This window comes from Pollutimonas rozaliensis (genome assembly GCF_048751585.1).
Classification (GTDB): Bacteria; Pseudomonadota; Gammaproteobacteria; order Burkholderiales; family Burkholderiaceae_B.
Genome location: NZ_JAZHOB010000004.1, coordinates 233249 through 257489 on the forward strand (window position 1 = coordinate 233249; position 24241 = coordinate 257489).

Annotated in this window: 24 protein-coding genes; 11 read left to right on the forward strand and 13 right to left on the reverse strand. The window is 60.6% G+C overall.

What is annotated here, in order from left to right; all coding sequences use genetic code 11:
* The first annotated feature begins 25 nt into the window (after positions 1-25).
* From argJ to proB, 5 genes are all read left to right on the forward strand, one after another.
* Positions 26-1252, forward strand: coding sequence for a bifunctional glutamate N-acetyltransferase/amino-acid acetyltransferase ArgJ (gene argJ, locus V0R37_RS09320; protein WP_420374273.1), 1227 nt, complete (start codon positions 26-28; stop codon positions 1250-1252).
* Positions 1253-1384: 132 nt separating this feature from the next.
* Complete coding sequence (rplU, locus tag V0R37_RS09325; RefSeq protein ID WP_420374409.1) at positions 1385-1696, forward strand: 50S ribosomal protein L21; 312 nt, start codon at positions 1385-1387, stop codon at positions 1694-1696.
* Positions 1697-1733: 37 nt separating this feature from the next.
* Positions 1734-1994, forward strand: a complete 261-nt coding sequence (gene rpmA / locus V0R37_RS09330) for a 50S ribosomal protein L27 (protein WP_420374274.1) — start codon at positions 1734-1736, stop codon at positions 1992-1994.
* 121 nt (positions 1995-2115) lie between these two features.
* Positions 2116-3222: a GTPase ObgE gene (gene obgE / locus V0R37_RS09335; RefSeq protein WP_420374275.1), complete on the forward strand. Its 1107-nt coding sequence runs from the start codon at positions 2116-2118 to the stop codon at positions 3220-3222.
* 23 nt (positions 3223-3245) lie between these two features.
* Entirely contained in the window at positions 3246-4415 is a 1170-nt protein-coding gene (gene proB / locus V0R37_RS09340; RefSeq protein ID WP_420374276.1) for a glutamate 5-kinase, read from the forward strand.
* A gap of 38 nt (positions 4416-4453) precedes the next feature.
* Here the strand turns inward: proB and V0R37_RS09345 are convergent, their stop codons facing one another.
* Complete coding sequence (locus V0R37_RS09345) at positions 4454-4942, reverse strand: Lrp/AsnC ligand binding domain-containing protein (protein WP_420374277.1); 489 nt, start codon at positions 4940-4942, stop codon at positions 4454-4456.
* A 194-nt stretch (positions 4943-5136) separates the two neighbouring features.
* On the opposite strand from V0R37_RS09345, the gene V0R37_RS09350 reads away from it, so the two are divergent.
* The gene (locus V0R37_RS09350; RefSeq protein ID WP_420374278.1) at positions 5137-6441 is read left to right on the forward strand and encodes a D-amino acid dehydrogenase; all 1305 of its coding nucleotides are present in this window, start codon (positions 5137-5139) and stop codon (positions 6439-6441) included.
* Here V0R37_RS09350 and V0R37_RS09355 read toward each other — a convergent pair.
* Entirely contained in the window at positions 6417-7157 is a 741-nt protein-coding gene (locus tag V0R37_RS09355) for a response regulator transcription factor (protein WP_420374279.1), read from the reverse strand. The genes V0R37_RS09350 and V0R37_RS09355 overlap by 25 nt on opposite strands.
* Positions 7158-7356: 199 nt before the next feature.
* On the opposite strand from V0R37_RS09355, the gene V0R37_RS09360 reads away from it, so the two are divergent.
* Positions 7357-7761 (forward strand): helix-turn-helix domain-containing protein, encoded by a 405-nt coding sequence (locus tag V0R37_RS09360; protein ID WP_420374410.1) that lies wholly within the window; start codon positions 7357-7359, stop codon positions 7759-7761.
* 184 nt (positions 7762-7945) lie between these two features.
* Here V0R37_RS09360 and V0R37_RS09365 read toward each other — a convergent pair whose 3' ends face one another.
* From V0R37_RS09365 to V0R37_RS09390, 6 genes are all read right to left on the reverse strand, one after another.
* Positions 7946-8611, reverse strand: a complete 666-nt coding sequence (locus V0R37_RS09365; protein ID WP_420374280.1) for a YiaD family glycine zipper/OmpA-like lipoprotein — start codon at positions 8609-8611, stop codon at positions 7946-7948.
* A 216-nt stretch (positions 8612-8827) separates the two neighbouring features.
* Positions 8828-9823: a Bug family tripartite tricarboxylate transporter substrate binding protein gene (locus V0R37_RS09370; RefSeq protein WP_420374281.1), complete on the reverse strand. Its 996-nt coding sequence runs from the start codon at positions 9821-9823 to the stop codon at positions 8828-8830.
* 166 nt (positions 9824-9989) lie between these two features.
* A complete protein-coding gene (locus V0R37_RS09375; protein ID WP_420374282.1) occupies positions 9990-10730 on the reverse strand; it encodes an amino acid ABC transporter ATP-binding protein in 741 nt (246 codons plus the stop codon).
* 48 nt (positions 10731-10778) lie between these two features.
* Positions 10779-11876: an amino acid ABC transporter permease gene (locus tag V0R37_RS09380; protein ID WP_420374283.1), complete on the reverse strand. Its 1098-nt coding sequence runs from the start codon at positions 11874-11876 to the stop codon at positions 10779-10781.
* Positions 11876-13060 (reverse strand): amino acid ABC transporter permease, encoded by a 1185-nt coding sequence (locus V0R37_RS09385; protein ID WP_420374284.1) that lies wholly within the window; start codon positions 13058-13060, stop codon positions 11876-11878. Before V0R37_RS09385 ends, V0R37_RS09380 begins: the two co-directional genes overlap by 1 nt.
* 97 nt (positions 13061-13157) lie before the next feature.
* Positions 13158-14174 (reverse strand): amino acid ABC transporter substrate-binding protein, encoded by a 1017-nt coding sequence (locus V0R37_RS09390; RefSeq protein ID WP_420374285.1) that lies wholly within the window; start codon positions 14172-14174, stop codon positions 13158-13160.
* A gap of 231 nt (positions 14175-14405) precedes the next feature.
* Here V0R37_RS09390 and V0R37_RS09395 point away from each other — a divergent pair, with 231 nt between their 5' ends.
* Genes V0R37_RS09395 through mutY form a run of 3 tightly spaced genes read left to right on the forward strand, consistent with a single transcriptional unit; the run spans position 14406 to position 17067 of the window.
* Entirely contained in the window at positions 14406-15077 is a 672-nt protein-coding gene (locus V0R37_RS09395; protein ID WP_420374286.1) for a cell division ATP-binding protein FtsE, read from the forward strand.
* A complete protein-coding gene (locus V0R37_RS09400) occupies positions 15074-15982 on the forward strand; it encodes a cell division protein FtsX (RefSeq protein WP_420374287.1) in 909 nt (302 codons plus the stop codon). Before V0R37_RS09395 ends, V0R37_RS09400 begins: the two co-directional genes overlap by 4 nt.
* Complete coding sequence (gene mutY / locus V0R37_RS09405; RefSeq protein WP_420374288.1) at positions 15982-17067, forward strand: A/G-specific adenine glycosylase; 1086 nt, start codon at positions 15982-15984, stop codon at positions 17065-17067. The genes V0R37_RS09400 and mutY overlap by 1 nt, the downstream gene beginning before the upstream one ends.
* An 872-nt stretch (positions 17068-17939) precedes the next feature.
* Here the strand turns inward: mutY and rodA are convergent.
* The 5 genes from rodA to V0R37_RS09430 all read right to left on the reverse strand — a co-directional run bounded on the left by rodA (position 17940) and on the right by V0R37_RS09430 (position 23700).
* Complete coding sequence (gene rodA / locus V0R37_RS09410) at positions 17940-19076, reverse strand: rod shape-determining protein RodA (protein WP_420374289.1); 1137 nt, start codon at positions 19074-19076, stop codon at positions 17940-17942.
* A complete protein-coding gene (gene mrdA / locus V0R37_RS09415) occupies positions 19073-21130 on the reverse strand; it encodes a penicillin-binding protein 2 (RefSeq protein ID WP_420374290.1) in 2058 nt (685 codons plus the stop codon). Before mrdA ends, rodA begins: the two co-directional genes overlap by 4 nt.
* 5 nt (positions 21131-21135) lie before the next feature.
* On the reverse strand, positions 21136-21714 hold the full coding sequence (mreD, locus tag V0R37_RS09420; RefSeq protein WP_420374291.1) for a rod shape-determining protein MreD: 579 nt from the start codon (positions 21712-21714) through the stop codon (positions 21136-21138).
* Entirely contained in the window at positions 21692-22585 is an 894-nt protein-coding gene (mreC, locus tag V0R37_RS09425; RefSeq protein WP_420374292.1) for a rod shape-determining protein MreC, read from the reverse strand. The genes mreD and mreC overlap by 23 nt, the downstream gene beginning before the upstream one ends.
* 71 nt (positions 22586-22656) lie before the next feature.
* Entirely contained in the window at positions 22657-23700 is a 1044-nt protein-coding gene (locus tag V0R37_RS09430; RefSeq protein WP_041682717.1) for a rod shape-determining protein, read from the reverse strand.
* A gap of 230 nt (positions 23701-23930) precedes the next feature.
* Here V0R37_RS09430 and gatC point away from each other — a divergent pair, with 230 nt between their 5' ends.
* Complete coding sequence (gene gatC / locus V0R37_RS09435) at positions 23931-24239, forward strand: Asp-tRNA(Asn)/Glu-tRNA(Gln) amidotransferase subunit GatC (protein WP_420374293.1); 309 nt, start codon at positions 23931-23933, stop codon at positions 24237-24239.
* The last annotated feature ends 2 nt before the right edge of the window (positions 24240-24241 follow it).

The window sequence follows — 24241 nt, forward strand, 5'->3', positions numbered from 1 at the left end:
GAATTCCCCTTGCCGAGTAAACGCCATGGCCGTCAATCTTTACATCCCCCCGGAATCCAGCATTTTCCCCGTCGCGGGCATAGAAATCGGCATCGCCGAGGCCGGCATACGCAAGGCCGGCCGCCGCGATCTGACGGTGTTCCGCCTGGCTGAAGGCAGCAGCGTTGCGGGAGTATTCACCCTTAACCGCTTCCGCGCGGCGCCGGTGCAGGTCAGCGAAGCGCATCTGGCAAGCGGGCAAGGCATCCGTGCCCTGGTCATCAATACCGGCAACGCCAACGCAGGCACGGGCCAGAGCGGCCTGCAAGCGGCCACCAAAACCTGCGAGGCGCTGGCCGGCATTCTTGGCCTGGATTCCCGCCAGATATTGCCTTTTTCCACCGGGGTCATCCTGGAACCGCTGCCAACGGACCGGCTGGTCGCCGCCCTGCCGGCCGCCGTGAGCAGTATTTCCGCGGACAACTGGTTCGCGGCCGCTCACAGCATCATGACCACCGACACCCAGCCCAAGATCGTCTCCAAACGGGTGGCGCTGGGCAATGCCACCATCACGCTTACCGGCATCAGCAAGGGCGCGGGCATGATACGGCCCAATATGGCAACCATGCTGGGCTACCTGGCCACCGACGCCGGCATTGCGCCGCAGTTGCTCAAAGACATGATCCGCGGCATCGCCGACCGCTCGTTCAACCGCATTACCGTCGACGGCGACACCTCGACCAACGATTCCTTCATCATCATGGCCACGGGCCAAAGCGGCGTCCAGGTCGATTCGACATCCGACCCGCTCTATGCACCGCTGTACGAGGCGCTGGCCGAAGCCGCCACGGAACTGGCGCAAAAAATCGTCCGGGACGCGGAAGGCGCAACCAAGTTCATGACCATCCAGGTGGAAGAGGCCAAAACCGGCGACGAAGCACTGAAAGTGGCTTATGCCGTAGCGCAGTCGCCCCTGGTCAAGACCGCCTTTTTCGCCTCCGACCCCAATCTGGGCCGCATCCTGTGCGCCGTCGGCTATGCGGGCATCGACGATCTGGATGTCAAGACGACCCGGCTGTGGCTGGGCGACGTGATGGTGGCCAGCCAGGGCGAGCGCCACCCCGATTACCGGGAAGAGGACGGCCAGCGCGTCATGAAAGAAGCCGAAATCGTCGTGCGCATCGCCCTGGGCCGGGGTACGGCGGCCGATACGGTCTATACCTGCGACTTCTCCCATGAATACGTCAGCATCAACGCGGATTACCGCTCATAAACAGGGTAAGCCCTTGACTTAATGCGTCATTTTCGCGACGCAACTTGACTTGGCCAAACGCCTCGGGCTAGAATCATGAGCTTGGCATTTGGCCAAGGCTTTAAAGCATATTTAAACTTTCAGGAATCCCACATGTACGCGGTCATAAAAACCGGCGGCAAACAGTATCGTGTTGCCGCAGGTCAAAAACTAAAGATAGAACAGATACCGGCAGACATTGGGCAAGAAATCACGCTAGACCAGGTGTTATCGGTTGGCGAAGGCGATCAATTGAAGATTGGCACGCCTTTGGTTACCGGCGCTGTGGTCAAGGCTACCGTTCTTGCGCAAGGCCGCCACGACAAGGTAAAGATTTTCAAGATGCGCCGGCGCAAGCATTACCAAAAACGCCAGGGCCATCGTCAAAACTACACCGAACTTCGTATCGAAGCCATTACGGCTTAACGATTGATTTAACGGTTTTGTATAGCAGGAGCTAAACATGGCACAGAAAAAAGGCGGCGGCTCTACGCGTAACGGTCGCGACTCAGAATCGAAGCGACTTGGTGTAAAAACCTATGGCGGCCAGCAGATTTCGGCTGGTTCCATCATTGTCCGCCAGCGCGGCACCCAGTTCCATCCCGGCGTCAACGTCGGCATCGGCAAGGACCACACGCTGTTCTCGCTGGTTGACGGCACGGTTCAGTTCGCCATCAAGGGCGCGCTAAACAAACGCACCGTCTCGGTCGTCACCGCCGAATAAGCGACGCTCGCGGATATCAGGAAGCCCTGCCGTTAAGGCGGGGCTTTTTGTTTCTGACAGCGCGCATAGACGAACTACAATAGACGCCCAAGGCGCCATCTTTTTTTTTAAGCTCACCACCATGAAATTCGTAGACGAAGCAACCATCGAAGTCATTGCCGGCAAGGGCGGCAATGGCGCGGCGAGCTTTCGCCGCGAAAAATTCATTCCCAAAGGCGGGCCCGATGGCGGCGACGGCGGACGCGGCGGCAGCATCTACGCCATTGCCGATCGCAACATCAATACCCTGATCGACTTCCGCTATGCGCGCCTGCACCGCGCCAAGAACGGCGAGAACGGCCGCGGCTCCGACCAATACGGAGCCGCCGCGCCCGACATCACCCTGCGCGTGCCGGTGGGCACCACCATCCTGGATGCCGAGACCGGCGAACAACTGTTCGACCTGGATCGAAACAACGAAAAGGTCACGCTTGCGGCCGGCGGCCCCGGCGGCCTGGGCAACCTGCATTTCAAGTCCAGCACCAACCGCGCGCCCCGACAATCCACTCCCGGCAAGGAAGGCGAGCAGCGCAAACTGCGTCTGGAGCTTAAAGTACTGGCCGATGTCGGCCTGCTGGGCCTTCCAAATGCCGGCAAGTCGACCCTGATCAGCAAGGTGTCCAACGCTCGGCCCAAGATCGCCGACTACCCCTTCACCACCCTGCATCCCAACCTGGGCGTGGTCCGCACATCGCCCTCGCACAGCTTCGTCATCGCCGATATTCCCGGCCTGATCGAAGGCGCCTCGGAAGGCGCCGGGCTGGGCCATCTGTTCCTGCGCCACCTGTCGCGCACGCGGGTGCTCCTGCACCTGGTCGACGTGTCGTCCCCCGATCCCGATGCCGATCTGATCGAACAGGCGGCCAAGGATGCGCGGGCCATCGTCGAGGAACTGCGCCTGTACGACACAGCCCTCTACGAAAAGCCGCGCTGGCTGGTCCTGAACAAATTGGACATGGTTCCGGATCCCGAGCAGGTAAAGCAGCGGCTATGCGATGCGCTGGGCTGGACCGGCCCGGTCTTCAGCATCTCGGCGCTGACCGGCGACGGCACCCAGGACCTGACCTGGCGCCTGCAGGAATGGCTGGACGCGGAACGCGAAAAAACCAATATCGCCCAGGACAAGGCCGACGGCACTTACGTTGCCGAAGACCCCCGTTTCGATGACACCCGTTCCGATTTAAGCTGAACCGACTCTTCGCCTTTCGCTACATGACCGCCGCTCATATTCCGCTGTCCGCCGTTTCTCATGCCAAACGCCTGGTCGTCAAAGTAGGCTCTTCACTCGTCACCAACGAAGGCAAGGGCATAGACGAGGCTGCCGTTGCGCAGTGGGCGGCCCAGATCGCCAGCCTGCATGGGCAAGGCAAGCAAATGGTGCTGGTTTCCAGCGGCGCCATCGCCGAAGGCATGGCGCGGTTGGGCTGGCCGCGCCGGCCCAACGCCATGCACGAGCTGCAGGCCGCGGCGGCCGTCGGCCAGATGGGCCTTATACAAGCCTACGAAGTGGCATTTGCCCGGCACGGCATACGCACCGCGCAAATATTGCTGACCCATGAAGATCTGGCCGACAGGCGCCGCTACCTGAATGCGCGCAGTACCTTGTACACCCTGCTGGGCCTGGGCGTTGTGCCCATCGTCAATGAAAACGACACCGTGGTGACCGACGAAATCCGCCTGGGCGACAACGACACCCTGGGCGCGCTGGTGACCAATCTGATCGAAGCCGAGGCGCTGGTCATACTTACCGACCAGTCGGGCCTGTACAGCGCCGACCCCCGCAAGCATCCGGATGCAAAGTTCATCGCCGTGGGCCAGGCCGGCGACCCCGCCCTGGAGGCCATGGCTGGCGGGTCGGGCAGCAGCATAGGCACCGGCGGCATGCTCACCAAGGTATTGGCGGCCAAGCGGGCCGCCAATAGCGGGGGCCATACCGTGATTGCCTCGGGCCGCGAGGCGGACGTTCTGTTGCGCTTGGCGCAAGGCGAGTCCATAGGCACCGAACTGCGCGCCATTCTTCCTGTGCGATCGGCGCGCCAGCGCTGGCTGGCCAACCACCTGCGCCTGCGGGGCCGAATTACCCTGGACGCCGGGGCCGTGCGCGCCCTGATGCAAGGGCACAAAAGCCTTCTGGCCATCGGCGTGACCGAGGTCGAGGGCGAATTCGAGCGCGGCGATGTGGTCGCTTGCGTCGATCAGCACGGCGTGGAATGCGGCCGGGGCCTGATCAATTACTCCGCCTCTGACACTCGCCGCATCATGCGCCAGCCCAGCAGCCGCATTGCCGATATCCTGGGCAGCATGTCGGATCCCGAACTGATGCACCGCGACAACATGGTGTTTGTCCGCAGCGCGGCCGGCCCGCGACCAGGCGGGGAATAACGCCGGGGCTCCGTGCCAAGCGGCCGGGGACCAGGCCGCTATTTCTGCGCGGGAATAAACAGGGTTTCCTTGACCTCTTCCATGACGACGCAGCTTTTGGTCTGCGTGACGCCCGGCAAACGCAGCAGGATATCGCCCAACAGGCTGCGATACTGCCCTATTTCCTTGATGCGGGCTTTGACCAGATAGTCGAAATCGCCCGATACCAGATGGCATTCCTGAACCTGCGGAATGCACAGGATTTCGCGTCGGAAATCGTCGAAGGTCCGATCCGACTTGCTGGACATGGATATCTCCACGAACACCAGCAGGCCGGCGTCCAGCGCGGACGGGGCAACCCGGGCGTAATAGCCGGTAATGATGCCGTCGCGCTCCAGGCGCTTTACCCGCTCGATGCATGGGGTTACGGTCAGGCCCACGCGCTCGGCCAGCTCCGTCATCGACATGCGGCCATCGCGCTGCAATAAATCCAGTATGTGCCGGTCCAGCTTGTCCAGTTCAAAGGTGGGGGTGCGCTGTATTCGCATCGCATGTTTCCTGGGAATTTCGCCCGGCCGCCCATGAATGGGCGGCGCCTTTTGCCGCAACAGGGATTATTGCTGAAAACACGGCCTTTCAACTTCTTTTCAGAAAATATTGCTGTAAATCCATTTTCTTTAGGGAAATTAACTAGGCTAGCTACCCTATCATCCTAGAAATTAGAGCTCAAGTTTGGAATGAAATGAAAATCATTGTTCTGGGGGCCGGCGCCATCGGCGTAGCCAGCGCCTATTATCTGGCGCGCCAAGGCCATGAGGTCACTGTGCTGGAGCGCAACCCAGGCCCCGCGCTTGAAACCAGCTTTGCCAACGCGGGCCAGATTTCATACGGCTATTCCTCGCCCTGGGCGGCGCCGGGCGTTCCGCTCAAAGCCATCAAATGGATGTTTGCCCAGCACCCTCCACTGACAATACGGCCGGACGGCACGCTATTCCAGCTGAAATGGCTCTTTCAGATGTGGCGCAATTGCAATGCCGGCCGCTACGCCGCCAACAAAGAACGCATGGTCAGGCTGTCGTCCTACAGCCGCGCCTGCCTGGAATCCTTGCGCAACGAGATCGGCATCCAGTACGAAGGGCGCAGCCAAGGCACGCTACAGGTATTCCGCAGCCAACAGCAACTGGATAGCGTAGGTCAGGACATCGATGTGCTGCGCGAGGCGGGCATCGAATATCAATTGCTGTCCCGCCAGGAACTGCGCCAGGCGGAACCCGCCCTTGCCCACACCGAAGACAAGCTGGCCGGCGGACTGCGCTTGCCCAATGACGAAACAGGCGACTGCCAGTTGTTCACCACGCGTTTGGCGGCTGAAGCCGAGAAGCTGGGCGTACAGTTCCGCTACGGCGTCGATATCCAGCGCGTGGTTCTTGCCGGCGGCAAGGTGGCCGGCATCCAATGTCAGGGCCATCAATTCACGGCGGATGCCTATGTCGTCGCCCTGGGTGCATGGTCCACGCAGTTGCTGAAGCATGCCGTGGCCTTGCCGGTGTATCCGCTAAAAGGCTATTCCATTACCGTGCCTGTCGCCGACGAGCGCCATGCGCCGGTATCCACCCTGCTGGATGAAACTTATAAGATCGCGATCACGCGCTTCGACCAACGCATACGGGTAGGCGGCATGGCCGAGATCGTCGGCTTCGACAAGACCCTGGACGAGCGGCGCCGAAAGACGCTGCAGATGGTGCTGGACGATCTGTTTCCCGGCAGCTATGCGGAAGGCGAGCTGTCTTTCTGGACCGGCTTGCGTCCCAAAACGCCGGACAGCACCCCCATAGTGGGCGCCACCGGACTGCCCAATCTGTTTTTGAATACCGGGCATGGCACATTGGGCTGGACCATGGCTTGCGGCAGCGGCCAGCTGTTGGCCGACATCGTTTCGGGACGGCCGACCGCCATACGCAGCGATGACCTGTCGATACATCGCTACGGTTCAGGCTCGCGCAGAGCCGCCAGTACGACGCACTATACGGGGCCGGTAAACATATAGCCCCAGTTATGCACCGATTTAAGCGGTATGTCGATACCGTGATCGGTGAACTTGCGGCGCAGCCGGCTGACCAGCACTCCCAGCCTGCCTTGCTGTGTCAGCGGCACGGTCAGGGCATAGCTGGAGTTGACCGCATCGATAAGCTGTTTATGAGTGGCCCGCAGTTCGGGGGTGGCCAGCAAAGCTGTCAGAAACGCCCGCTCGCCGGTCGTCAGGCGCATGCGTATGCCTTGCGGACTGACAAGCACCCATGCCTGCTCCTGCATGCTCCAGATGCCTGGCTGCGGATAAGCCGAAGGCTGAACTGACGGACTCTGGACTTTGCCGGCCCGGTAAAACAGGCGCAACAGCATACTGGCCAGGAGGCGTGTAGAACCGGTATGCGGACAACAGTTATCGGCGCCCACCTGCATGGCCTGGATAACGGCTGTTTCACTGTCCGGCTCGACCAGGGCGACGATGCCGGCGCCTGAATGCAGCGCCCGGAGACTGGCGGCGGCGGAACAGTTCTCGTCGTGCGAGCCGGCAAGCACCACGACGGCCAAGTGATCAGGGGAAAGCCGGGCCTGCGCCACCCGGTAAAGCTCGGGCATATCGATGCAGCACAGGACCTCGAAGCCGTGGGACTGTAGCTCGGCCGCACGATTGGAGCACTCGCGGCGAGCCAAGCTTCCCATTTCAGGAGCAAACAACAAGACAATAGGATCAAGCGTCATACTGCGGGAAGGAAAAATGCAAACATTGAGACCTCCGCCCGGGGCCAATAAATTCAAATCGAACGCTTTTCTATTGTGCGCTTTTCCCCAAAAATTTTAACTTCTAAATATTTTTTATTACTTTATTTTACATCAAACTATCACGTTCGTAATTGATACTATTACCAATGTGATTGAATTAAATCGTTCAATCACAATCGTGAACCATTTTGCCGACCGCCTTCGTCGAGCCCGAAATTTACGGGGCATGAGCCAATCCGCATTGGCCAAAGCCTGCGGTCTGTCGCAAGGCGCCATCGCCAACTATGAGAACAAGACGCGCCAAACTGCCAAAGGCATCTTCCAACTTGCCGAGGCGCTGCACGTCAACCCCGCATGGCTGGCCCAGGGCATAGGGCCGATGGAAGCGGCCGATCCCGTCGATGCACCACATTCGACATATCAGCTTTCCGACCCCGCACACGCTTCTCAGCATGGCCTGTGGCCATTCAAAAACATTTCTCCGGATGTTTACTGGTCGCTGTCCCGCAAAGAGCGCAATATCTTGGAAGACACTATGGCCAGTCTGATCAGATCATTTCGGGAAGAGTCCGCACAGCCGTAGGATGCGCAAGCGGGCTTGCGTAACGGCGCCAGCTCCTTGAATCATCGCTACGGGTTCAAGCAAGAAGGGCCAAGATCCGTACTCCATGGATCTTGGCCCTTCTTGCTTGCCCAGCTGCCGCTTCCGGCTGATCGATATTCGAATCAGCCCTGCCTTGGCCGCCCTTTACCTTGATAACGCCGGATCATGGCTGCTTGACGGCATACAGGTAGAGTTCCACTCGGCGGTTCATTGCGCGGCCCTCGGCCGTTGCGTTATCGCCTACCGGGTTTTGCGGACCCCTGCCTTCCGCGGTCAGGTTGCCCACCGGAACACCCCGGTCGGTCAAGTAGTTTGCCACAGCGCGGGCGCGGTTGATCGACAGCGTCTGATTGGTGGCCGCCGACCCGGTGCTATCCGTATAGCCGATGGATTTTGCCCGCAGTTCCGGATGCTGCACCAGAGCTCGCGCAACGCTGTCCAATACCGGCAGCAGAGCGGGCTTCAAGGCATACTTGCCCGTGTCGAAAGACACATTGCTGGGTATGTTCACGCGTAGCGTGCCGTCGGGCATTTCCGTCACATCCACGCCCAGGCTGCTGGCGCCGGATTTTTCGACATCGTTCTTCACGCCCGCCCAGTTGTAGCCGGCAATACCGCCGGCGACCGCGCCTATCCCGGCCCCGATCATCGCCGCCTTGCTGCTGTCGCCGATCAGGGCGCCCAGGCCCGCGCCGACCGCTGCGCCCGCGCCCGCGCCGACGGCTGTCTTGCCGCCCGTACCCATCCCCTGCATGTTGGCGCATCCGGCCATTATGGCAACAGCCCCAATGCTGGCGGCGATCCGGCTGGCTCGCATAGATATGTTCATACCATTCTCCTTGTTCCAGGTGTTTACAGCTTGTGTGGCGTCAATGCTAGCAAGCAGGAAACCCCCAGGATGTTACATTTTGGATCAGGAGCCGGTTTTTGACTTTTGTTGACATTGCGAAAAGAAAAATCCCCATGAACCAAAAGTCCATGGGGATTCGCGTGCCAGCAGCCGGCGCTTGCCGCGCCGGTACTGCCGTGTACGACGGGCCTGGGCTTAGAACAGCTTGGCGCCCGAGACTTCGACGATTTCCTTGTATTTGGCCAAGTCATGCTTGACCAGTTCGCCGAACTCTTCCGGCGTCGTCGGCTTGGCGTCGGAACCCATGGTCAACAGGTTCTTGCGCACGGCGGGATCCTGCAAGGCTTTTACATAGGCCGCATTCAGCTTGTCGACCACCGCTTTCGGTGCGCCGCCAGTGGTGAATACGCCGAACCAGGTACCCAGGTCGAACTTTTCAACGCCCTCTTGCTGCATGGTGGGTACTTGCGGGAATGCCGACGAACGTTCGGTGGTGGTGACGGCCAAGGCCTTGACCTTGTTTTCGGTAATCAGGCTTGCGGCCGATGCCAGGTTGTCGAACATGAAATTGATCTGGCCTGCCAACAAGGCCAGCTTGGCGGGAGCGGCGCCGGCGTACGGTACGTGGACGGACTTGATGTCGGCCCGGACGTTGAGCAGTTCGCCCGCCAGATGCCCGGCGCTGCCGTTGCCGCCGGAGCCGAAGTTCAGGATGTTCGGGTTTTTCTTGGCGTAGGCGATAAGATCCTTGACCGAATTGATCTTGTTGGCCGATGCAAAATCGTTGTTCACGATCAATATGTTGGGCACCGATGCAACCAGCGTCACCGGCTCGAAGCTTTTTACCGGATCGAAGGGCAGTTTTTCGTACAGCCAGGGATTGATGGCGTTGATGGCAACCGCGCCCATGACCAGGGTATAGCCGTCCGGCTTGGCCTTGGCGGCGATGCTGGCGCCGATATTGCCGCCGGCGCCCGGCTTGTTCTCGACGATGACGGTACCCAGGTCGGACTTGACCTTTTCAGCCAGCAAGCGCGCCATGCCGTCAAGGGGGCCGCCTGCCGCGTACGGCACGATGAACTGGATGGGCTTGGACGGAAAGTCTTCCGCCGCAGCCGGTGCCGCAAATGCCGCCATGGCAAAGCAGGCGGCAATCGCAGCGGACGAAATGGTTTTAAGGCCGGACAACATACGTAATCCCTTGTCATAAATTATAAGAAGGCATTACCGTACACGAATATCGCCTTCGGCGCGAGAGAAGTGTCCGTCCCGTGCAACAAGAATGGACACGCGGAGACCGCTACGCCACAAAATAGCCGCCCGCAGTCCCGGTTGCGGTATACGGGCGGGCCGTTGATTAGTGGAGTATCTGGCTAAGGAATAACTTGGTTCGTTCGTTTTGCGGGTTATCGAAAAACGCGTCAGGTGTGTTTTCTTCGATGATCTCGCCCTGGTCCATGAAAATGACCCGATCGGCGACCTTGCGCGCAAAACCCATTTCGTGGGTGACGCACAACATGGTCATGCCGCTTTCTTCGGCCAGGCCCACCATGACATCCAGCACTTCCTTGACCATTTCGGGGTCGAGCGCCGAAGTGGGCTCATCGAACAGCATGATCTTGGGGCTCATGCACAAGGAGCGGGCAATGGCCACGCGTTGCTGCTGGCCGCCCGACAACTGGCCGGGGAACTTCAGCGCCTGATCCGGAATACGGACGCGCTCAAGGTACTTCATGGCGGTGGCCTCGGCTTCGGCCTTGGACTTCTTGAGCACCCACACCGGTCCCAGCGTCAGGTTTTCCAGCACAGTCAAGTGCGGGAAAAGATTGAAATGCTGGAACACCATGCCGACATCGCGGCGTATGGTTTCAATCTGCTTCAGGTCGTTGGTAAGCTCGGTGCCATCGACCACGATGCTGCCTTGCTGATGCTCTTCCAGGCGATTGATGCAACGTATCATGGTGGACTTGCCGGACCCGGAAGGGCCGCAAATGACGATGCGCTCGCTGGGCGCGACGCTCAGATTGATGTTGCGCAGCACATGGAACTGTCCATACCACTTGTTGACATCTGCCAGGCGGATAATGGCCTCAGACATGTCTGTACTCCTTTGTATCTGCCCGCAATGCCGCGGGCGCCGTATTGATCAGCGTTGATGTCCCGTGCGCAAATGTCTTTCAAGCGACTGGCTGTAGCGGGATATCGAAAAGCAGAAAATGAAATAGATGAAGGCGATGAACAGGTAGGCCTCGGTGCTGAAGCCGCGCCAGGCGGCATCGGCCACCGCGGTCTTGGCGGCCTGGGTCAGGTCGAAGATGCCGATGATCACCACCAGCGAGGTGTCCTTGAAGAGCGCAATGAAAATACCGACCAGCGGCGGAATGACGACCTTCAGCGCCTGGGGTAATATGATCTTGCGCATCTGCTGCCAATAGCTCAGGCCGATGGAGTCCGCGCCTTCGTACTGGCCCTTGGGTATCGCCTGCAAGCCGCCGCGCACCGTTTCGGCTATGTAGGCCGCGGCGAACAGGATGATGGCTATCTGAGCGCGCAAAAGCTTGTCGATGCTGAAGCCTTCCGGCAGAAACAAGGGCAGCATGACCGAGGACATGAACAGCAGGCTGATCAGGGGCACACCGCGGATGAGCTCGATATAGACGACGCACAAGGCCTTGACGGCGGGCATATGGGAACGCCTGCCCAAGGCCAGCAACAGGCCGATGGGGAAAGCAAAGGCAATCCCGAAGGTGGCCAGAATAAGCGTTAGCGGCAAGCCGCCCCAGCGGTCGTTTTCGACATGGGTCAGGCCGAATACGCCGCCCCACATGAGAACCGCCACCGAAACCAGCGCCACGATCCAGATCAGTCCCAGGAAAGGCTTCCAGAACCAGCGTATGCAGCTGCACACGATGACGGCGATGAGGATGATCGTGGCCAGCAAGGGCCGCCATTGTTCATCGTAGGGATAGACGCCGAACAGGATGAGACGATGCTTTTCGGCGATGAAGGCCCAGCAGGCGCCGCCCGAGGCGCGGCACTCCTGGGCATTGGTGGCATCGAAATTGGCGCGGATGAACAGCCATTCGACCACGGCCGGAATGGCCATGAGCAAGAGCCAGGCGACCAGCACCGTCAGCAGGGTATTGAGCGGAGATGAAAAAAGACTGGCGCGCATCCATCCGATAACCCCCTGCTGCGCGCGTGGCGGAGGAAGGCTGGGCGCGGTCGGGGTGTGCGTGTTCATTAGCGCTCCACCAGCGCTATGCGCTTGTTATACCAATTCATGAATACGGAAATCGACAGGCTGACGGTCAGGTAGGCCGCCATGATAATAAGAATGCCCTCGATGGCCTGTCCGGTTTGATTGAGCGTGGTATTGACCACCGACACGATGTCGGGATAGCCGATAGCCACCGCCAGGGAGCTGTTCTTGGTCAGATTAAGGTACTGGCTGGTCATGGGCGGCACAATGACGCGCAAGGCCTGGGGCAGTATGACCAGGCGCAGCATGCGCGAGCGCGACAGCCCTATGGCTTCGGCCGCCTCCCATTGGCCCGCATTGACCGACTGGATGCCCGACCGCACGACCTCGGCCACGAAAGCCGAGGTATAGATGATGAGCCCGGCCAGCAGCGCGGCAAACTCCGGCGACATAGTGATGCCGCCGGAAAAATTGAAGCCTTTCAGCACAGGCATCTCGAGCGTGAGCGAAGCGCCGCTGACCAGCCAGCCCGCCACGGGGAAGGCAATAATCAGCGCCACGGCCGCGCGGCCGAGCGGAAAAATATTGCCGGTTGCCTCCTGGCGTTTCTTGGCCCAGTGGCCCAGCACCAATATGGCGAGAATGGCCAGCGCCAAACCGCCCATGACCCAGTCCAGGGCATCTCCCTGCACGGAAGGCAGCTTCAGGCCACGATTGGAAATGAAAACGCCCGGCATGGGATGGAGCGCATCGCGGGGGCCGGGCATGACCTCGGTGATGATGGCGTACCAGAAGAACAGTTGCAGCAACAGGGGAATGTTGCGCATGATTTCGATATAGGCGCTGGCCACCCGTGAAACCAGCCAGTTTTTGGAAAGCCTGGCAATACCCAGCACGGTGCCGAACAGGGTCGCGGCAATAATGCCGGCCACCGATACGCGCAAAGTGTTGAGAATGCCGACCCAGATGGCGCGTCCATAGGTATCCGCCGGCGTGTAATCGACCACAGACTCGCCGATGGCAAAGCCGGCTTCGCGGTCCAGGAAGCCGAAGCCCGTGGAAATATTGCGTACCGCCAGATTGTGCAGGGTATTGGAAACCAGATACCAGACGCCAAGCCCGACTATGCTAAGGACCAGCACTTGATAAATTAGCGACCGCAAGCCAGGATCGTTCCAGGATAAACGCCGCTTGGGAGACCGAGGCAAAGGTTTTTTATTCGTCATAAAGTTTAAATCGTTTGGAGGCTCTGACGCAGCCCCCTTTGCCTGAAGGCCGGACGGCGCAAGCCGCCCCGCCTTCTTACTTACATGCCTTGAAGGCTTAGCGGATAGGCCAGCCGTACATCAGACCGCCCTTTTGCCACTGGGCGTTCAAGCCGCGCTCCAGCTTCATGGCCGAGCTCATGCCGATGTTACGCTCGAACGACTCGCCATAGTTGCCGACTTGCTTGATGATGTTGTAAGCCCATTTCTTGTCGAGCCCCAGGCCTTTGCCCATTTCGCCGGTAACACCCAGGATGCGCTGGATGTTGGGGTTGGGACTTTTGGTCATTTCGTCGACATTCTTGGACGTAATGCCGTACTCTTCGGCCTCAAGCATGGTGTTGAGCGTCCAACGCACCACCATGAACCAGGGGTCGTCGCCCTGGCGAACCATGGGGCCCAGCGGCTCTTTGGAAAAGTCCTCGGGCAGGATGACGTGATCGTCGGGATTGGCCAGCGTGGAGCGGATGGTGGCCAGGCCGGATTTATCGGTCGTGTAGGCATCGCAACGGCCAGCCACGTATGAGCGCATGGCTTCGTCGGGGCTGTTGATCACGACAGGCTTGAATTCCAGCTTGTTGGCGCGGAACCAGTCGGCCAGGTTAAGCTCGGTGGTGGTGCCCGGTTGTACGCACACCGCCGCGCCGCCCAGTTCCTTAGCGCTTTTTACGCCCAGGCTCTTGCTGACCATGATGCCTTGGCTGTCATAGTAGTTGATGCCGGGGCTCATCAGGCCCAGCGTGGTGTCGCGGGTCATGGTGGCCGTGGTGTTGCGGGTAAGGACGTCGATCTCTCCGGACTGCAGCGCCGTGAACCGCTGCTGGGTCGTTACGGGCGTCGTCTTGTACTTGGTGGCGTCGCCGAACAACATGGCGGCGATACCGCGGCAGATATCCACGTCAATGCCGCTCCACTGGCCTTTGCTATCGGCAATCGAAAAACCAGGCAGGCCCGTATGTACGCCGCACTGTACAAAACCTTTCTTCTTGACGGCGTCGAACGTTTCGCCGGCGTTGGACGCGGCAGCGAAAAAAAACAGCGAGGCGCCCAGCGCAGCCGCTTTGATGAGTTTCATGATTAGTCCCTTCCGTATCGCTTCGAGTTTATGAACACGGCATACAATCTCTATTGAGCCGTTAGGTGTCGAATCGTAGCTGTTGAGAAGCATTAAAAACATGGGGGATATCCCTTGAGACATGCTTTGTAACAGCTGGAAAAACCTATTCTTCATTCTGCGGGCAGTCATGAAAAACGCGCAGCGCGGCCTTTGGGCCCTTATCATTCAGGTATCAACTTCATTGTCGCCATGATCGAATTTCAGCATGTATTCAAGTCATATGGGCGCGGGCGCAATATCCTGGCCGATATCAATTTTCGCGTCGAGCCCGGCGAATTCGTATTCGTATCGGGCCCATCGGGCGCCGGCAAATCGACGCTGCTAAAGCTGATCGGCGGCCTGGAGCCGCCCAGCCGCGGATCGGTCCATGTCAACGGCCATCGCATAGACAAGATGCCGGGCCGTGCACGGCCCTACTTGCGGCGTGCCGTGGGCGTGATACTTCAGGACACCCACTTGCTGTACGACCGCAACGCCATCAACAATGTATTGCTGCCCCTGGCCGTCATCGGGCTGGAAACGCGCCAGGCCGGCACGCGTGCACGCGCCGCCATGGAAAAAGTCGGCTTGTCGGGCAAGGAAGACCTGAACCCGGTAGAGATGTCGGGCGGCGAACAGCAGCGACTGGCCATCGCCCGCGCCATCGTCAACCGGCCCGCCATTCTTATCGCCGATGAACCCACCGCGAATCTGGACGAGGAAAGCGCTCGCAAAATCATGGAGGTGTTCCGCGATTTCAACCGTGTGGGCGTGACCACGCTCATCGCCTCGCATGACCGCGCTCTCATGGCTTCTTATGCATCACGCACGCTACGCATCGACGCGGGCCGCTTTTCCGATACCCAAGGAGTAACGCAATGAGGCGCTGGCTGCGACAACACCGCTATGCAATGCTGGTAGCTGTGCGCCGTCTTCTGGCGCAACCGTTTTCATCCCTGTCCAACATTCTTGTCATTGGCCTGACGCTGGCCATTCCCATTATCGCGGCATCGGTGCTGGTCTCGGCCCAGCCGGTCGTAAGGCAAATACCGGTATCGCCCGAGTTGACCGTTTTCCTGGCCCCATCCGCCACGGCCGACCAGGCCCGGAAGCTGGCGGCCGACTTGAAGGAAAAGCATGGCTCGGAGATCGCCAGCACCAAAGTCGTCACGCGCGAGCAGGCGCTGGAAAGCCTGAAAGCCAATCCGTCCTGGAGCGATGCGCTGGCCGTCCTGTCCAGCAATCCCCTGCCCGATGCCATCGTCGTCGTCCTGCGCGAATCGCCCGAGCTCGCCATGCATGCCAGCGCGCTGGCACGTCAATGGCGCGAGCTGGACCAGGTCGACTCGGTGCAATTGGACAGCGATTGGGTCAGGCGCCTGGAAGCCATATTGGGATTCGTGCGAATAGGCCTGGGCATGCTGGCCGCAGGCGTGGCGCTGGTCGTACTGGCCACGGTCTTCAATACCGTACGCATGCAGGCCCTTACGCAACGCGAAGAGATTGCGGTCGCCCGCCTGGTGGGCGCCACGGAGTCATTTGTGCGAAGGCCGTTTCTTTACCTGGGCGCGCTGACCGGCATGGTGGCCAGCGCCGTCGCACTTATCTTTGCCGCCTTGGCCCTGTATCCCTTGAATGCCGCGCTGGCACGTCTGGCCAATAGCTACGGCGCCCACATGGCGCTGCAACTGCCCGACGCCCTGAGCCTATTGCTGGCCTTTGTGCTGGTGGCGATATTGGCCGCCCTGTCGGCCCGCTGGTCCGTCACACGCAATACCCGATTCTGATGCTGTTGAACAAAGATCCCCGCCTGCACACATTCGCAAACACGATCGTCGATTGGCAAAGGCGGCACGGCCGCCATCATCTTCCCTGGCAAGGCACCCGCGACCCTTACCGGATCTGGCTGTCCGAAATCATGCTGCAGCAAACCCAGGTTGCCACCGTCATCGGATATTACGAGCGCTTCCTGTCGCGCTTTCCGGATATCCAGACCCTGGCATCGGCCAGCCAGGAAGAAGTCATGCCTTATTGGGCCGGCTTGGGCTATTACGCGCGGGCGCGTAATCTGCATCGCTGTGCCCAGGCGCTATGCACCGACTGGGGCGGCGCCTTCCCCAAGACATCGGCCGAAATCGCTACCCTTCCCGGCATAGGCCGCTCGACCGCCGCGGCCATAGCCGCCTTTGCCTATGGCGAACGCTGCCCCATCATGGACGGCAATGTGAAGCGCGTCTTCACCCGTTACTTCGGCATAGAAGGCATCACCAGCGAGCGGGCCACCGAGCAGTTGCTGTGGCGCAGCGCCGAAGCGGCCCTGGACCAAGCCGTGCCGGCTCCCGACATGGCGGCGTATACCCAGGGCCTGATGGACCTGGGTTCACAATGCTGCACCCGCAGCCGGCCCGACTGTCCGCAATGCCCCCTGCAATCGAATTGCTATGCCTTTGCACATTCCAGGCAAAGGGAACTGCCCGCTCCCAAGAAGAAAAAAACCAGTCCAGAGCGTCAATGCAAGATGCTTATCCTGGCCTCGTCGGGTGCCATTCTGCTGGAACAACGCCCCTCGCCCGGCATCTGGGGCGGCTTGTGGAGTCTGCCTCAGTACGAGGACGAGCAGGCCCTGGCAACGGCTTGCGCAAACTGGGGGCAAAGCCCCGGAACGGCACAGAAAATGGCCGGTCTTGTGCATGTGTTTTCGCACTTTCGGCTGCATATAGAACCCTGGTATTTGCGGGCCGAAACGCCTATCGCCGCTGAACCGGCGCCACGGCAGGCCTGGATACCCGTCGGCGATCTGTCCGCCACCGCCCTGCCCGCGCCCGTGAAGAAGATACTGGGCGGGCTGTTCGACGAGTCATTCCTTTTCTAGCGCATCTTCGGTTCAGGTGTTTACAAAGCTTTATGGCCGGTAAGCGTGTGGCTCTGCTCCAGCTTATCAAACCGGCGCAGCCGGTGGGCAGGGGCCGTGCTCGGATCGCTGCGCCCCTTCGGGGTTCCCTTGCAGCCGCTTTGCGCCGGGGTCGGGCGCGAACTCGCCAGCCATCAGCCGCCTGTGGGCTGATGGCCGGCTCAAACATGCGCGCCCTCTTACGCCCCCGCCGCAAAGCATCTGCGCCGGCTTGCTCAAACGTCGCCCAGCCCCTGCCCACCGGCTGCGCCTTGGCAACATAGTTGACGATGAACCCCCTTAGCGATGGACGCGGTTGGCGATGGACACCGCTGGGGCGATGAGCACCGTTGACGATGGACCATCCGTCAAGCTCGGAATGCCCCGGCCCGCGCGGCAGGCGCGCGAGGCCGGGACGGCGCAAGACCCCTTCCAGCAGCACCGAGCGCCACACAAAAAGGCCAAGCACAAAAACCGCCCCGGCGGCGCCGCTAACGTAAAACACCGCAGCGGGTCGGGTGGCGGGGGCCGGACGCGGCGACTTTCGGGGCCGAGCAAGCCGTCGGCGAACGCAGCCCGAAGGGGCGCAGGAGCCAGGCGCAGCGGCGTTCGGCGCGCAGGGCGCCGAACCGGACACGAGGAGCAAGGCCGGCTCCCGCCACCCGGCACGCGTCAGAGAGCACCGCACACGGATCTTGAGTCACCACTGAATATCGCGCCGCCAGAACCCGCAAGCACGTATGCACCTGAACCGAAAATGCGCTAGATCAAACGTCAACGCGAAGGCGAAGCGCAGACTTTACTGTTGTAAGGCAAGCGGAACCGACAAAGTGCACGTTGATATAGAAACGGAATTACTGCCTGACCGGCCGGTAGTGGCTGATGCTCATGAGTATCCCGCAGGCTATGCCCAGGGTCAGCAGCGCGGTGCCGCCGTAGCTCATGAAAGGCAGCGGCACGCCCACCACGGGCAGGACTCCGGTCACCATCCCGATGTTGACGAATACATAGACGAAGAACATCATCGCCATCGAGCCCGCCAGCAAGCGGCCAAATTGCGTGTGGGCTCTGGCGGCGATGGTCAATCCGCGCACAATCAGCAAGCCATACAACACCAGCAGCATCACGCCGCCGTACAGGCCGAATTCCTCGGCATAGACCGCGAAAATGAAGTCCGTCGTGCGTTCGGGGATGAAATCAAGATGCGCTTGCGTGCCCATCATGTAGCCTTTGCCGTAGACACCGCCCGAGCCCACCGCGATCATCGACTGTATGGTGTGAAAGCCCTTGCCCAAGGGGTCGGAGCTGGGATCCAGCAAAGTGCACACTCGATACTTCTGGTACTCATGCAGCACCACCCAATCGACATCGGGCTGGCAGATATCCGTCTCGTAGTACACCAATGTACCCAGGCAGACCACCACGACGGCGGCGATGGGCACCAGCAGCTTGAATGACAGCCCTCCGAAATAGATTACGCAGAAACCCGATGCAAAAACCAGCAAGGCCGTACCCAGGTCGGGCTGCATCACGATTAGCGAAAATGGAATCGCCAGCAGTATGCCAGCCACGAAAAAATCCAGTATGCGCAAACTGCCCTGATTCCGATGGAAGTACCAGGCCAGCATCATCGGCACGGAAATCTTCAGCATTTCGGAAGGCTGTATGCGCACCACGCCCAGGTCCAGCCAGCGTGTGGCCCCTTTGCTGGTTTCCCCAAAAAATTCCACTCCCAGCAGCAGGATGACGCCCATCACATAAAAGTACGGCGCCAGCCTCATCAGCAAAGGCGGAGGCACCATGGCCGCGGCCCACATGAATATGAAGGCGATCAGGAAATTGCGGGACTGATCGGCAAAGCGCCAATCTGTGCCGCCGACAGCGGAATGCATCACCGTCATGCCCAGTATGGTCATCAAGACCAGGAGGCTCAGCAAGGGCCAGTCGAACGCCGTCACGGCGCGGATCACCCATTGCATGATGCGTTTCATTGGATACCTCGCGAGGGAAGTCGGGGGTCGGTCCCAGCCAGCGGCGATTCGTGCCCATCGCCGGGCTCGTCCTCGTCAGAGGCCGGCAAATCTTCGGGACGCACCACGGCATCCTGCGACTCGCCGCTGGCGCCCTCGTCTTCCAGCGGCGGAGTGGCCGAGGGCTCGGATTTCGCGGCGGCGTCGGCCCGGTTGCTCTGATCGGCCCGTTTGGGCGAAAGCCAATAGTCGAAAACCTTGCGCGCGATTGGCGCCGCAACGGTCGCGCCCCAGCCGCCATTCTCGACAATCAGGGCCACCGCTATCTGCGGGTCCTCCACCGGCGCATAGGCCATGAACAGGGCATGGTCGCGCAAGCGCTCGTCCACGGCGCTTGCCTTGTACTTGGCCCCTTTCAAGCTGTAGACCTGCGCGGTCCCGGTCTTGCCGGCCGCCTGGTAGGAGGTGCCCGCAAATGCTCGCCGCGCGGTGCCGAAGCGCATGACGTCGGCCATGGCATTGCGGATGACGGCCAGATTTTCCGGCTTGAGCGGAATGGTGTACGAAGGCTTGGTGACCGTGCGCACCCGGTGGCCGGTTTGCGGATTCTCGACCAGACTGACCAGATGCGGCTTCATATACGTACCGTTATTGGCCAGGACCGACGTCGCCTGGGCCAGCTGCAGCAAGGTGAAGGCGTTATAACCCTGCCCCACCGTCACCGAAACCGTTTCCCCCGCATACCAGCGTTGCTGCGCCGGTTTCTTGTACGCCTTGCGCTTCCATTCCGTCGAGGGCAGCACTCCGCGCCGTTCGCCATCCAAGTCGATGCCGGTAATCTGTCCGAATCCGAACTGCTTGCTGAAATCGTGCAGGGCGTTCACGCCGATTTCCGGCCCCAGGGAAAAGAAATAGGTATCGGACGACACCACAATGGCGCGGTGCATATCGGTGGGGCCATAAGCGGCGCCGCCGGCGTTGCGGAAGCGCTGGCCGCCGAACTCGAAATAGCCCGGGTCCGAAATGCGCTGGGTCGCCGTCCGCTTGCCCAGCTCCAGGGCGGCAAGGCCCACAAACGGCTTGTACGTTGAACCGATGGGATACGTGCCGTACAAAGGACGATTGATCAAGGGATGATCCGGCGATTCGTTAAGCTTGCGCCAATTCTCCACGTCGATGCCGTCGATGAAAAGATTGGGATCGAACGAGGGCGCCGAGACAAAGGCCAGCACATCGCCGGTCTTGGGCTCGATGGCCACCAGCGCCCCCCGGCGGCCCTGGAACTGCTCTTCGGCGATCTTCTGCAGGCCTATGTCCAGCGACAGGATCAGATCGGACCCGGGCACCGGATCGATGCGGCTGAGCGTGCGCACCGGACGGCCCGTGGCGGTGACCTCCACCTCTTCGATACCCGTGCGGCCATGCAGCGACTCTTCCCAGGTTTTCTCTATGCCTTTTTTTCCAATGATGTTGCTGCCGCGATAATTGCCCGAGCGGCCTTCTTCTTCCAACCGGGTGACATCCTGCTCCGATATCCGCCCCACGTAGCCCAGGACATGCGCCGCCGATTCGCCCTCGGGATACTCGCGCACCCATCGGGCGCTGAGCTCGACGCCGGGAAACTTGAAGGCGTGCGCCGCAAACCACGATGCCTCGGTATCATTGAGATTGTTGCGCAGCAGGACGGGGTTATAGCGGCCGCTTTGGTTCAGGTGCTGAAGAAAGCGTCGACGGTCGTTGGGGCTAAGGTACACCAGGCGGCCCAGGTCATCGAGCAGCTCCTTGATGTCGCCCTGCACGCTGGCTGGCACGACCGACAGCGTGTAGTCCCGGAAATTCCGCGCCAGCACGGCACCATTCCTGTCCAGTATCTCGCCGCGGCGCGGCGGTATCGGCACCACCGCAATGCGATTCTGGTCGGCGCGCGCGGCCAGGCCGTCGTAGCGCACCACCTGCAAATACCAAAGGCGGCCAGCCAGCCCCATGAAGCACAGCAAGGCCAGCACACCCGCCACCGCCACGCGCAACAGCATGCGCCGCTTCTGATGGTGAGTGGTTTTCTTGAATTCGAACATAGGCCCTAGACCGAGCCGGCGTCGGTTTCATCGAGCCGGCGTTGCGGCAAATGGAGCAAAATATCCGCAAGCGGCCATAGCGCCACCGTGAACAGCGACGACCACAGCCAGCCCCAGCCGGCCCATTCCCCCGAGAGCCAGGCGCATATGAACTGGGTAATGGCGTTGGCCAATACGAATATGGGCAATAGGTGTATGGCTTGCACAATGGGGTTGAAACGCAATAGTCGCCGACGCAGGACGATGGCGCCGTAGGCCACCAGCGTAAACGTAAGCGCCTGGCCTCCGAGCAACGCGGCATCATGCACGTCCATGAACAGGCCGAACACGAAGGCGGTCAGCATGGTGACGCGCTGCGGCTCGTTCAAGCACCAGAACGCGATGACCAGCAATAAGAGATCGGGAGCCGGCTGCCAAAGACGCCAGGGCAAAAGCGAGACCATCCAGACCAGCATCAGGGTGATCCAGATGAACACCAGGCTCGACGGCTTCTTGAACGGCGACGCATCGATGGGCTGCAGCGAACTGAGGCCGGAGCGCGGCGGCCCCATTGCCGAAACGCTATTGTCCTGCTTGCGTAGCATTGGACACGCCCTCCTCTTGCTTGGATTCCTGGGCCGAGATGTCGACCCGCAGGACCAGAAAATGACGATGCCGCTCGGGGTGCGACAAGGGCGTTGCCACGGCCAGGGCGAAGCCTGTTGCAACGTCGCGCTCCACATGGTCGACCGTGGCTACCGAGAGGCCGGCGGGAAACAGCCCGCCGATCCCGCTGGTGATCAGCGTGTCGCCCGGCGCCAGATCCACATTAGCCGTCAGATAGCGGACTTCGACCTTGCCCGAGACATTGCCCCCGAACGCGATGAGGCGCAAGCCATTGCGCAACACCTGCACAGGAATCGAGACCTTGTCGTCGGTCAGGAGCGCCGCCTCGGACGTAAAAGGCGTGACCCTTACGATCTGGCCGACGATGCCGCCTTCGTCGATGACCGGCATGCCGGGCTGGATGCCGCTGGACGACCCCTTGTTGAAGATCAGGTGGTGCGAAAACGCATTGGGCGGTTCGTACAGGACTTCGACCGCCACCGAAGGCTGGACCACGGCGTCGGCGACATTCAGCAGGCGCCGCAATTGCTCGTTCTCGGCGGCCAGCTGGGCGGCATGCGTGGATATCTGGGCCAGTTCGATGCGCTGGCGCTGCAAGGCTTCTTTCTCGCTGCGGGCCAACGCCGCCGCCTCGGTCCAGTTGTCGATGTGCTCGAGCGCATCCCGGGGCGCCATCATGAGGCGCTGAAAAGGATACATGACGACCGATATCGCCTGGCGGGCCGGATCCAGGGCCTGCCAGCGGGAATCCACCACCAGCAAGGTCAGTGCCAGCAAGACGAAGACGAACAGCCTGAATTCAGCGGTAGGGCCGCGCTTGAATAGCCTGATCGTACCGGATTCTTGCATGGAATAGTCGCGCCTGCGCCGTAATATGCCCGGCGCACACGAAGGGGCACCCGACCCTTAAAGAATCAAATTCAATCGTAAATGAATACCGTACCCAGCCGTTCCAGATGTTCCAGCGCTTCGCCGCAGCCACGAACGACGCAGGTGAGCGGATCTTCGGCCACCACCACGGGCAGGCCGGTTTCTTCCTGGAGCAGGCGGTCGAGGTCGTGCAGCAGCGCGCCGCCGCCTGTCAGGGCAATGCCCTTGTCGGTGATATCGGCGCCCAGCTCCGGAGGCGTTTGCTCCAGCGCCGTCTTGACCGCCGAGACGATCTGGTTCAGGGGGTCGGTAAGGGATTCAAGTATCTCGTTGGATGAAACCGTGAAGCTGCGCGGAACGCCCTCGGACAGATTGCGGCCCTTGACTTCGATCTCGCGGATCTCGGAGCCCGGGAAGGCGGAACCGATTTCCTTCTTGATGAGTTCGGCGGTGGGCTCGCCGATAAGCATGCCGTAATTGCGACGTATGTAGTTGATGATGGCTTCGTCGAATTTGTCGCCGCCGACACGCACCGATCCTTTGTAAACCATGCCGCCCAGGGAAATGATGGCGACTTCGGTCGTGCCGCCGCCGATATCCACCACCATGGAGCCGCTGGCATCGGAAACAGCCAAGCCGGCGCCGATGGCCGCGGCCATGGGCTCTTCGATAAGATAGACCTGGCTTGCGCCGGCGCCCAGGGCCGATTCGCGGATGGCGCGGCGCTCGACCTGAGTGGAGCCGCAGGGCACGCATACGATGATGCGGGGGCTGGGCGCAAACATGCTGCGCGGATGCACCATGCGGATGAACTGCTTGAGCATCTGCTCGGTCACGGTGAAGTCGGCGATCACGCCGTCTTTCATGGGGCGAATGGCTTCGATGTTGCCCGGCACCCGGCCCAGCATCTGCTTGGCTTCGCGGCCGACCGCCTGGATGATTTTCTTGCCGCTGGGGCCGCCGTCGTGGCGGATGGCTACAACCGAGGGCTCGTCGAGCACGATCCCTTTGCCGCGAACATAGATAAGGGTATTGGCGGTCCCGAGATCGATCGCCATATCGCTGGAGAAGTAACTACGAAGGAATCCGAACATGGGCGCCCAGTGATATCAATAATTGAAAAAAGTCCGTCGGATCGGTGCTGCCATCAAGCGCAAACGCGAGGCGCCCGAATTCACCAACGAATTAAACCGACAATGATAACTTATAATTGATTCTTGATAAGGTCGAATAACGGCAAATTATTTTCTGTAACCAGCCCGCTGCACAACGCGTTACACGCTAATACATTGCCGGCCGCAACCCTCTTCCTGTAAAGACACCCATGGCAATCACCGAACAAGATGTGGCACGCATAGCCAAGCTCGCGCGCATTGAGCTTTCGCCGGATGAAAGCGCCCGCGCCCAAAACGAACTGAACGGCATTTTAAGCCTGATCCAGCAGTTGCAAGCCGTCGACACGGCAGGCATCGAACCCATGGCCCACCCTCTTTCCGCCCACCAGGACATTGCCCTGCGCCTGCGCCCCGACTCGGCCTCGGCCACCCGGACGCTGCAAGAGCGCCAGGCGCTGATGGCCAACACGCCCGCCGAGGACAACGGCCTGTTCCTGGTCCCCACGGTCATCGAGTAAAC

Bases quoted from the DNA above. Each gene is read 5' to 3' on its own strand.
- proB (WP_420374276.1), top strand. From the start codon at position 3,246: ATGACCGCCGCTCATATTCCGCTGTCCGCCGTTTCTCATGCCAAACGC.
- mutY (WP_420374288.1), top strand. From the start codon at position 15,982: ATGCTGTTGAACAAAGATCCCCGCCTGCACACATTCGCAAACACGATC.
- V0R37_RS09430 (WP_041682717.1), bottom strand. From the start codon at position 23,700: ATGTTCGGATTCCTTCGTAGTTACTTCTCCAGCGATATGGCGATCGAT.
- mreD (WP_420374291.1), bottom strand. From the start codon at position 21,714: ATGCTACGCAAGCAGGACAATAGCGTTTCGGCAATGGGGCCGCCGCGC.
- rpmA (WP_420374274.1), top strand. From the start codon at position 1,734: ATGGCACAGAAAAAAGGCGGCGGCTCTACGCGTAACGGTCGCGACTCA.
- V0R37_RS09390 (WP_420374285.1), bottom strand. From the start codon at position 14,174: ATGAAACTCATCAAAGCGGCTGCGCTGGGCGCCTCGCTGTTTTTTTTC.
- V0R37_RS09370 (WP_420374281.1), bottom strand. From the start codon at position 9,823: ATGTTGTCCGGCCTTAAAACCATTTCGTCCGCTGCGATTGCCGCCTGC.
- obgE (WP_420374275.1), top strand. From the start codon at position 2,116: ATGAAATTCGTAGACGAAGCAACCATCGAAGTCATTGCCGGCAAGGGC.
- V0R37_RS09400 (WP_420374287.1), top strand. From the start codon at position 15,074: ATGAGGCGCTGGCTGCGACAACACCGCTATGCAATGCTGGTAGCTGTG.
- V0R37_RS09345 (WP_420374277.1), bottom strand. From the start codon at position 4,942: ATGCGAATACAGCGCACCCCCACCTTTGAACTGGACAAGCTGGACCGG.
- V0R37_RS09395 (WP_420374286.1), top strand. From the start codon at position 14,406: ATGATCGAATTTCAGCATGTATTCAAGTCATATGGGCGCGGGCGCAAT.
- V0R37_RS09375 (WP_420374282.1), bottom strand. From the start codon at position 10,730: ATGTCTGAGGCCATTATCCGCCTGGCAGATGTCAACAAGTGGTATGGA.
- mreC (WP_420374292.1), bottom strand. From the start codon at position 22,585: ATGCAAGAATCCGGTACGATCAGGCTATTCAAGCGCGGCCCTACCGCT.
- V0R37_RS09385 (WP_420374284.1), bottom strand. From the start codon at position 13,060: ATGACGAATAAAAAACCTTTGCCTCGGTCTCCCAAGCGGCGTTTATCC.
- V0R37_RS09365 (WP_420374280.1), bottom strand. From the start codon at position 8,611: ATGAACATATCTATGCGAGCCAGCCGGATCGCCGCCAGCATTGGGGCT.
- V0R37_RS09355 (WP_420374279.1), bottom strand. From the start codon at position 7,157: ATGACGCTTGATCCTATTGTCTTGTTGTTTGCTCCTGAAATGGGAAGC.
- mrdA (WP_420374290.1), bottom strand. From the start codon at position 21,130: ATGTTCGAATTCAAGAAAACCACTCACCATCAGAAGCGGCGCATGCTG.
- V0R37_RS09350 (WP_420374278.1), top strand. From the start codon at position 5,137: ATGAAAATCATTGTTCTGGGGGCCGGCGCCATCGGCGTAGCCAGCGCC.
- rplU (WP_420374409.1), top strand. From the start codon at position 1,385: ATGTACGCGGTCATAAAAACCGGCGGCAAACAGTATCGTGTTGCCGCA.
- V0R37_RS09380 (WP_420374283.1), bottom strand. From the start codon at position 11,876: ATGAACACGCACACCCCGACCGCGCCCAGCCTTCCTCCGCCACGCGCG.
- gatC (WP_420374293.1), top strand. From the start codon at position 23,931: ATGGCAATCACCGAACAAGATGTGGCACGCATAGCCAAGCTCGCGCGC.
- argJ (WP_420374273.1), top strand. From the start codon at position 26: ATGGCCGTCAATCTTTACATCCCCCCGGAATCCAGCATTTTCCCCGTC.
- rodA (WP_420374289.1), bottom strand. From the start codon at position 19,076: ATGAAACGCATCATGCAATGGGTGATCCGCGCCGTGACGGCGTTCGAC.